The sequence below is a fragment of the Janthinobacterium rivuli genome (assembly GCF_009208735.1).
In the GTDB taxonomy this organism is placed as follows: domain Bacteria; phylum Pseudomonadota; class Gammaproteobacteria; order Burkholderiales; family Burkholderiaceae_D; genus Janthinobacterium.
In genome coordinates this window covers 43,759-50,930 of the sequence record NZ_WFLJ01000030.1, presented here as the reverse complement: position 1 = coordinate 50,930, position 7,172 = coordinate 43,759, and the positions used below count along the sequence as shown (strand labels likewise).

The following is a 7,172-nucleotide window of genomic DNA, read 5'->3' as shown; positions in this document are numbered from 1 at the left end:
GGCTGCCGCGTCGCTGCCGGCCGCCTCACCAGCCGCCGCGCCCGCCGCCGCCCTGCCCGCCATGCCGCCCGGCGCACCGATGACGATGGCGCCGACCAGCTCAGCCGGCAGCTTGCTGCAAACCATCTTCGCGCTCGTGTTCGTGCTGGCCCTCCTGATCGGCCTGGCCTGGTTCATGAAACGCTATGGCCCCAAGGTGATGGGCGGCAACAACAAGATGCGCGTCGTCAGCTCGCTCAACCTGGGCGGACGCGAACGCATCGTCCTCGTCGAAGTGGCCGACCAGTGGATCGTCGTCGGCGCCTCGCCCGGCAGGATCAACGCGCTGGCCACCATGCCGCGCCAGGAAGGCGAGTTGCCGCAACTGGCCACGGCGCAAAACGGCCCCGCGGCCGCCAATTTTTCCGAGTGGCTGAAACAGACCATCGAAAAACGCAATGGGAAATAAGCAGCAGATGGCGTGGTCGACCTTGAAGACTCCCCTGACCTGGCTGCTGGCGGCGGCCGCCCTGGCCTTGCCGCTGTGGGCCTGGGCCGAACCGGGCATCCCGGCCTTCACCAGCACGCCGGCGCCCGGCGGCGGACAGAATTACTCCTTGCCGGTGCAGACGCTCATCCTGATGACGTCGCTCACCTTCCTGCCCGCAGCCCTCTTGATGATGACCTGCTTTACGCGCATCATCATCGTGCTGTCCCTGCTGCGCCAGGCCATCGGCACGCAATCGGCGCCGCCGAACCAGGTGCTGGTGGGCCTGGCCCTGTTCCTGACCCTGTTCGTCATGGGCCCCGTGTTCGACAAGATCTATACGGATGCCTATCTGCCGTATCAGGAAAACAAGATCACCATGCAGCAGGCGATGGACAAGGGCGTCGATCCCCTGAAAACCTTCATGCTCAAGCAGACGCGCCAGGCCGACCTGGCCCTGTTTGCCAAGATGTCGCGTTCGCCGGCCTTGCAAGGCCCGGAAGACGTACCGCTGCGCATCCTCGTGCCCGCCTTCGTCACCAGCGAACTGAAGACGGCGTTCCAGATCGGCTTTGCCATCTTCATCCCGTTTTTGATCATCGACATGGTGGTCGCCAGCGTGCTGATGTCGATGGGGATGATGATGATGTCGCCGGCGACGATCTCGCTGCCGTTCAAGCTGATGCTGTTCGTGCTGGTCGATGGCTGGCAGTTGCTGCTGGGCTCCTTGTCTCAGAGTTTTTACTAGGGGAACTACGATGACACCCGAAAGCGTCATGACCCTGGGCCGCCATGCGATGGAAATCACCCTGATGGTGGCCGCGCCCATGCTGCTCGTCGCCCTCATCATCGGCTTGATCGTCAGTATCTTCCAGGCGGCCACGCAGATCAACGAGGCGACCCTGTCCTTCATCCCCAAGCTGGTCGGCATCTTCGTCGCCATCGTCGTGGCCGGCCCGTGGATGCTGTCCGTCATGCTCGACTACATGCGCCAGGTCTTTACCGGCATCCCGAACCTGGTGGGCTAGTGCTGCAGTCGTTGCCATGCTGACCCTGTCCAGCATCGAACTGAACACGTGGATCGCAGCACTGCTGTGGCCGCTCAGCCGCATCCTCGGCCTGATCGCGGCCGCCCCCCTGTTCGGCAACGCGGCCGTGCCCGCCAGCGTGAAGGTGACCCTGGGCGCGCTGCTGGCCATGATCATCGCCCCCACCGTGCCGGCCTTGCCTGCCGTCAACCCGATGTCCTTGCCCGGTTTATTGATCCTCACGCAGGAAATGCTGGTGGGCCTGGCCATGGGCTTTTCCATCCGCATCGTGTTTTCCGCCATCGAAATGGCCGGCGAACTCAGCAGTCTCACCATGGGCCTGGGCTTCGCCTCGTTCTTCGACCCGCAAACCAAGGGCAGGTCGTCCGCCATCAGCCAGTTCCTCGTCATGCTAGCCACCTTGATGTTTTTGACGGTCAACGGCCACCTGGTCTTGCTGGCGGCGCTGGCGGAAAGCTTTGTCAGCCTGCCGATTTCATCGAGTCCCATCAGCGGCGGCGGTTTCCAGCAATTGGCGGCCTGGGGCGGGGAAATCTTCCGCTCCGGCCTGCAAATTGCGCTGCCCATCATCGCCGCCTTGCTGCTGACCAACGTGGCGCTGGGCATTCTGACGCGGGCCGCGCCGCAGCTGAACATTTTCGGTATCGGCTTCCCCGTCACCCTGGGCGTGGGCTTGCTGGTGATCAGCATGGTCCTGCCCTACCTGGCCACGCCCTTCCAGAACATGTTCCTGCGCGGCATAGAAACGGCGCGCCTGCTGCCGCGCGGCTTTGCCACGCGCGACCGGCCGCCGCCGCCCGCGCCGCCGAATCCCTTGCGCCCGGCGGTGCCGGCGCCGCTGCCGCCCGCGCGCTGATCAGGACCAGCTGCCCAGCGCGTGGCGCAGCAACAGCGCCGACAGCACGAACATGGTCACGCCGATCAAGCCATCGAGCACTTGCCAGGCGCGCGACCGCGCAAACCACGGCGCCAGCCAGCGCGCGCCATAGCCCAGCGATGCAAACCACAGCAGGCTGGCCGCGCTGGCACCGGCGATGAAGCCGCCGCGCAGCGCGCCCGGCTGCTGGGCGCCGATGCTACCGACCAGCAATACCGTATCCAGATACACATGGGGATTGAGCAGGGTAAAGGCCGCCGCCTGGGCCAGGATGGCGCCCAGCCCCAACGCATTGCCGCCCGCGGCGGCGCGCAACTGCTGCGGCCGGCGCGCGCGCCGCAGGGCTTGCCAACCGTAGACGGCCAGGAAAACGGCGCCGCCCAGCGCCAGCGCGGTAGCCAGCATGGGACGTTGGCCCAGCGCACTGGCCATGCCCAGCACGCCGGCGGCGATCAGCGCCGCGTCGGCCAGCGCGCAAAACAGCACGATGGCGCCCACGTGTTCGCGGCGCAGGCCTTGCCGCAAGACAAAGGCATTTTGCGAGCCGATGGCAACGATGAGTCCCAGACCCAGGGTCATGCCCTGGAGAAAGACGGAAATGGCGTGTGGTGTGGTGGCGGAGAGTGTCATGCGGCGATCTTGCCAGCCCGATGGAATGAAGGCAAACTACCTTTTCTACAGCAAGTTAAGGAAAACTTCATCCATGCTCGACTATGCCGCCCTGTCCGCCTTGGCCGCCGTCATCCGCGAAGGCAGTTTCGAGCGTGCAGCGCGCGCCTTGCACGTGACGCCATCGGCCATTTCGCAACGCATCCGCCTGCTGGAAGAGCGCGTCGGTTGCGCGCTGGTGATACGCGACCAGCCCTGCCGCGCCACGCAAACGGGCCGGCGCTTGTGCCAGCACGTGGACCAGGTGCAGTTGCTGGAACAGGATTTGCAGGGGACCTTGCCGGCGCTGGCGGCGCAAGGCCCCTCGCGCGCCAGCGTGCCCGTCGCCGTGAATGCCGACAGCCTGGCCACCTGGCTGGCGCCCGCCATCGCCGCCTTCGCGGCCGAGCACCCGGTGCTGCTGCAAGTGGCCGTCGACGACCAGGACCATACGGCCGAATGGCTGCGCAGCGGCGCCGTGCTGGCGGCCGTCAGCGCCACAGCCCGGCCCGCATCGGGCTGCAACAGCCGCCCGTTGGGCGCCATGCGCTACCTGGCGGCCGCCAGTCCCGCCTTCATGCGCCGGCATTTTTCCCACGGCGTGGGCGCCGCCAGCCTGGCGCTGGCGCCCAGCCTCGTCTTCAATGCCAAGGACGAACTGCAATCGCGCTGGGTGCGGCGCCTGTGCCACCGGCACGTGGAGTTGCCGCGCCACGCCCTGCCTTCCTCGCACGCCTTCGTCACGGCGGGCCTGGCCGGCATGGGCTGGGGCTTGCATCCGCAGGCGCTGATCCAGCCCTGTCTCGACAACGGCAGCCTGGTCGAACTGCTGCCGGACGCCCCGCTCGACGTGCCCCTGTACTGGCACACGGCGCGCGCCGCGTCCGGCCTGCTCGACGGCTTGAGCGGCGCCATCCTGGCCGCCGCCCGCACGGGACTGCTGCCACCCTGACAGGTAGCGTCAGGACTGGTCGCTGCTGAACGCCAGGCGCCGGCGCCGCACGTCGACATTCACGCGCAGCTGGTGATGCTTGACCAGGTAGCGCACGCCGACCAGCGCCGCCGCCAGGCCCGACAGGGCGGCTATGCCCAGCGCCCAGCGCGGGCCGAAGGTGTCGGCCACCCAGCCCACGATGGGTGCGCCCAGCGGCGTGCCACCGGCCGAGATGGCCAGCACGATGGCCAGCACGCGGCCCCGCATGGCGGGCGCCGTCGACAGTTGCACGCTGCTGTTGACGCTGGTGGTAAACGTTTGCGCGGCGATGCCGATCACCACCAGCATCATGCCGAACAGCCAGTAATTGGGCATCACGGCGGCCAGCGCGCAAGCCAGGCCGAACAGCGCGGCCGCGCCCAGCAGCAAGGCCAGGGTGGGCTGGCCGCGCCCGGCCGCCAGCAGGGCGCCGGCCACGGAGCCGCAAGCCATGATGGAACTGAGCACGCCATACTGGCTGGCACCCGCATGGAAGGCCGTCACGGACATGGTCGACAGGAAAATCGGGAAGTTCAAGCCGAAGGTGCCGATCAGGAACAGCATCAGCAGGATGGCCATCAGGTCGGGCCGCTGGCGCACGTAGCGGAAACCCTCGCCCAGGCTGGCGCGCGAGGCCTTCAGGCGCGGCGCGCGGCGCAGCAATTCCACGCGCAGCAGCAACAACGAACCGATCACGGCCGCAAACGAGACGGCGTTGATGATGAAGACCCAGCCGCTGCCGACGCTGCTGATCAGCAAGCCGGCCACGGCCGGGCCCAGCATGCGCGCCGCATTGAACGAGGTGGAATTGAGCGCCACGGCGTTCGTCAAGTCTTCCTCGCCGACGATGTCGGCAACAAAAGTCTGGCGCACTGGCGCATCGAAGGCCGTCACGCAGCCCAGCAGGAATGCAAACACATACACATGCCACAGTTGTACCAGGCCGCTGATGCACAGCAAGCCCAGGCCCAGCGCCAGCAAGCCCATGGCCGCCTGCGTACACAACAACAATTTCCTGCGGTCCAGCAAATCGGCCGCCATGCCCGTCAGGGGCAGCAACAGCAGTTGCGGACCGAATTGCAAGGCCATGACGATGCCGACGGCGCTGGCATTGTGCTGCGTCAATTCGCTCAGCACCAGCCAATCCTGCGCCGTGCGCTGCATCCACGTGCCGACATTCGACACGAGGGCGCCACCGGCCCAGATACGGTAATTGGGAATGCGTAGCGAACGGAAGGTGTTGTTCATCTGGGCGTGCGGGCTCCTTGCCGGGGTTGTGGTGAAAAAATCAGCGGATCACTCCGCCAAGCGTTTGAGCAGGGCCACCGCATGGTTCAGCTCGGTGACTTCGTCCGGCGTGAGCCGGGTTTCAATGGTGCGCGCCAGCCAGTCCTCGCGCGCGGCGCGGCTGGCCGCGATCCAGGCGCGGCAGCTGTCCGTCAGGGTCAGGATGGTTTGCCGTCCGTCCAGCGGATCGGGCGACCCCGTCACCATCCGCGCCTCGGTCAAGGCTTGCACGGTGGCGGCCATCGACTGCGGACGCATGCCTTCGGCGCGCGCCAGGCTGCTGGCCGTGGCCGGGCCGTCGCGCTCGAGGCGGCTCAGCACGGAGGCTTGCGACATGCTGACATCGCCCAGGTGCGCCTCTTCGCGCAGGCGGCGGCGCAATTTGCCGACCAGGATGCGCAATTCGCCGGCCAGTTGCAGCACGTGTTCGTGGTCTTCGTATTCTGCTTGCGGGGTGCTCATGACGGCCGTGTGGTGATTCAACAGACGCTACCATACCATATATGCAGTTAGACTGCACAGTTTGCCTGCATATCTTATCAAGACGGCCATTGTGCGGACGCAAAAAAGCCGGGGCGGGAGATGCACTCCCTGCCCCGGCCCGCTATCGCGACGGATGGCTCAGCTGATGTAATTGAACAGCGACAGGCCCGAGATCGAGGTGAACGTTTTTTGCGCCGCCTGCAGGGTGACTTGCTGCTGGCTGAAGTTGGAAATGGCTTTCACCATGTCGAGGTCTTGCAGGTCCGACAGGGTGGTGGCGTACTGGATGTCGAGGTCGTCGCCGGCGCTATCGAGATAATCGAGTTCCTTCATGCGCGAACCGACTTCCGCGCGCACGGACAGAACATTGTCGTAGGCCGTGTCGAGAATATTATGCGCGGCGTTCAAGCCGTTCGTCAGGCGCGCCTGTCCCGCATCGCCGCTACCCGGCTGGCGCAGCACGCCGATCAGGTTTTTCACGGTGGTAAACAGCGATTCCTTGGCGCTCGGCTCCAGGGTAAAGCTGTCCTGGTCGGCCGGCTTGCCCGTGATGTTCACTTGCTGACCGTCGAAGGTGATGGCGTCGCCCGCCTTGTAGGGGATGGGCACGGCAGGATTGGGCACCGTCTGGCCCAGGGTGGCGTCGGTGACGGTATAGGTGGTGACGGCGTCCGTTCCCGTGCCCGTGACCTTGAAGTCGATTGAATACTTGTGCCCCGTCAATGCCGAAGGATCCGTCACCGTGCCGCCCGAAACCACGCCCGAGCCGCCGCGCGTGAAGTTGGCGGTAGCGGCGGCGGTCGTGAACTTGCCGTTGCCCGTCAGGTTATTCTCGAACACGGTGGCGCCGGAATCGCTGGTGGCCAGGTAGCGCGCCGAACCCACCTGCAATTCGCGCTGTCCCTGGTCGCCCACATAGCTGGCGCCCGTCGGCGTCTGGCTGAATGGCTGGGTCGTGGATTTGTAGCCGGAAAACAGGTAGCCGCCCGCGCCGTCGGCCGTATTCGCGATGCCCAGCAAGTCGGTCAGCCGGCCTTCCAGTTCCTTCGCCAGGGTATCGCGGTCGACATCCTTCAGGGCAGGGTTACCGGCCTTGAGCACCAGGTCCTTCACGTCGGCGATCAGCGAGGTGGTGCTGGCCAGCGCCAGTTCTTCCTGCGACAGGAAGTTCTTGGCATTCGAACGGTTCGTCACGAACTGGGTGTTGATCGATTGCGACTGCGTCACTTCCAGCGCGCGCGCCGAGGCGATCGGATCATCGGCCGGCGTCAGGTTGCGGCGGTTCGACGACAGCTGCATCTGCGTACGGTTCAGGGCGCCCTGCAGATTGTTCAGCTGCGAGCTGCCCTGGTCATAAATCATTCGTGTGCTGATGCGCATGATGCTGCC

General features: G+C 65.9%; 9 protein-coding genes. 5 read left to right on the top strand and 4 right to left on the bottom strand.

Annotated elements, in window-relative coordinates; translation table 11 throughout:
• The 4 genes from fliO to fliR all read left to right on the top strand — a co-directional run.
• The coding region (fliO, locus tag GCN78_RS28010) for a flagellar biosynthetic protein FliO (RefSeq protein WP_226939859.1) at positions 1–448 on the top strand (448 nt) is incomplete at its 5' end.
• Positions 438–1,214, top strand: coding sequence for a flagellar type III secretion system pore protein FliP (fliP, locus tag GCN78_RS28005; protein ID WP_152254622.1), 777 nt, complete (start codon positions 438–440; stop codon positions 1,212–1,214). The genes fliO and fliP, both read left to right, overlap by 11 nt.
• 10 nt (positions 1,215–1,224) lie before the next feature.
• A complete protein-coding gene (fliQ, locus tag GCN78_RS28000) occupies positions 1,225–1,494 on the top strand; it encodes a flagellar biosynthesis protein FliQ (RefSeq protein WP_034754044.1) in 270 nt (89 codons plus the stop codon).
• A 16-nt stretch (positions 1,495–1,510) separates the two neighbouring features.
• Complete coding sequence (gene fliR, locus GCN78_RS27995) at positions 1,511–2,371, top strand: flagellar biosynthetic protein FliR (protein WP_152254621.1); 861 nt, start codon at positions 1,511–1,513, stop codon at positions 2,369–2,371.
• Here the strand turns inward: fliR and GCN78_RS27990 are convergent, their stop codons facing one another.
• Positions 2,372–3,022: a LysE/ArgO family amino acid transporter gene (locus tag GCN78_RS27990; RefSeq protein ID WP_152254620.1), complete on the bottom strand. Its 651-nt coding sequence runs from the start codon at positions 3,020–3,022 to the stop codon at positions 2,372–2,374.
• Between the two features lie 73 nt (positions 3,023–3,095).
• Here GCN78_RS27990 and GCN78_RS27985 point away from each other — a divergent pair, with 73 nt between their 5' ends.
• Positions 3,096–3,992, top strand: a complete 897-nt coding sequence (locus tag GCN78_RS27985; RefSeq protein ID WP_152254619.1) for a LysR family transcriptional regulator ArgP — start codon at positions 3,096–3,098, stop codon at positions 3,990–3,992.
• Between the two features lie 9 nt (positions 3,993–4,001).
• Here GCN78_RS27985 and GCN78_RS27980 read toward each other — a convergent pair whose 3' ends face one another.
• The 3 genes from GCN78_RS27980 to flgL form a co-directional block, all read right to left on the bottom strand.
• A complete protein-coding gene (locus GCN78_RS27980) occupies positions 4,002–5,261 on the bottom strand; it encodes an MFS transporter (protein WP_152254618.1) in 1,260 nt (419 codons plus the stop codon).
• Between the two features lie 48 nt (positions 5,262–5,309).
• On the bottom strand, positions 5,310–5,762 hold the full coding sequence (locus GCN78_RS27975) for a MarR family winged helix-turn-helix transcriptional regulator (RefSeq protein ID WP_152254625.1): 453 nt from the start codon (positions 5,760–5,762) through the stop codon (positions 5,310–5,312).
• 159 nt (positions 5,763–5,921) lie between these two features.
• A complete protein-coding gene (gene flgL, locus GCN78_RS27970; protein WP_193316894.1) occupies positions 5,922–7,163 on the bottom strand; it encodes a flagellar hook-associated protein FlgL in 1,242 nt (413 codons plus the stop codon).
• Positions 7,164–7,172: the final 9 nt, after the last annotated feature.

What these genes read in the sequence shown, in the direction of transcription:
- GCN78_RS27990 (WP_152254620.1), bottom strand. Translation starts at nt 3,022, where the DNA reads ATGACACTCTCCGCCACCACACCACACGCCATTTCCGTCTTTCTCCAG.
- fliP (WP_152254622.1), top strand. Translation starts at nt 438, where the DNA reads ATGGGAAATAAGCAGCAGATGGCGTGGTCGACCTTGAAGACTCCCCTG.
- fliR (WP_152254621.1), top strand. Translation starts at nt 1,511, where the DNA reads ATGCTGACCCTGTCCAGCATCGAACTGAACACGTGGATCGCAGCACTG.
- fliQ (WP_034754044.1), top strand. Translation starts at nt 1,225, where the DNA reads ATGACACCCGAAAGCGTCATGACCCTGGGCCGCCATGCGATGGAAATC.
- flgL (WP_193316894.1), bottom strand. Translation starts at nt 7,163, where the DNA reads ATGCGCATCAGCACACGAATGATTTATGACCAGGGCAGCTCGCAGCTG.
- GCN78_RS27975 (WP_152254625.1), bottom strand. Translation starts at nt 5,762, where the DNA reads ATGAGCACCCCGCAAGCAGAATACGAAGACCACGAACACGTGCTGCAA.
- GCN78_RS27980 (WP_152254618.1), bottom strand. Translation starts at nt 5,261, where the DNA reads ATGAACAACACCTTCCGTTCGCTACGCATTCCCAATTACCGTATCTGG.
- GCN78_RS27985 (WP_152254619.1), top strand. Translation starts at nt 3,096, where the DNA reads ATGCTCGACTATGCCGCCCTGTCCGCCTTGGCCGCCGTCATCCGCGAA.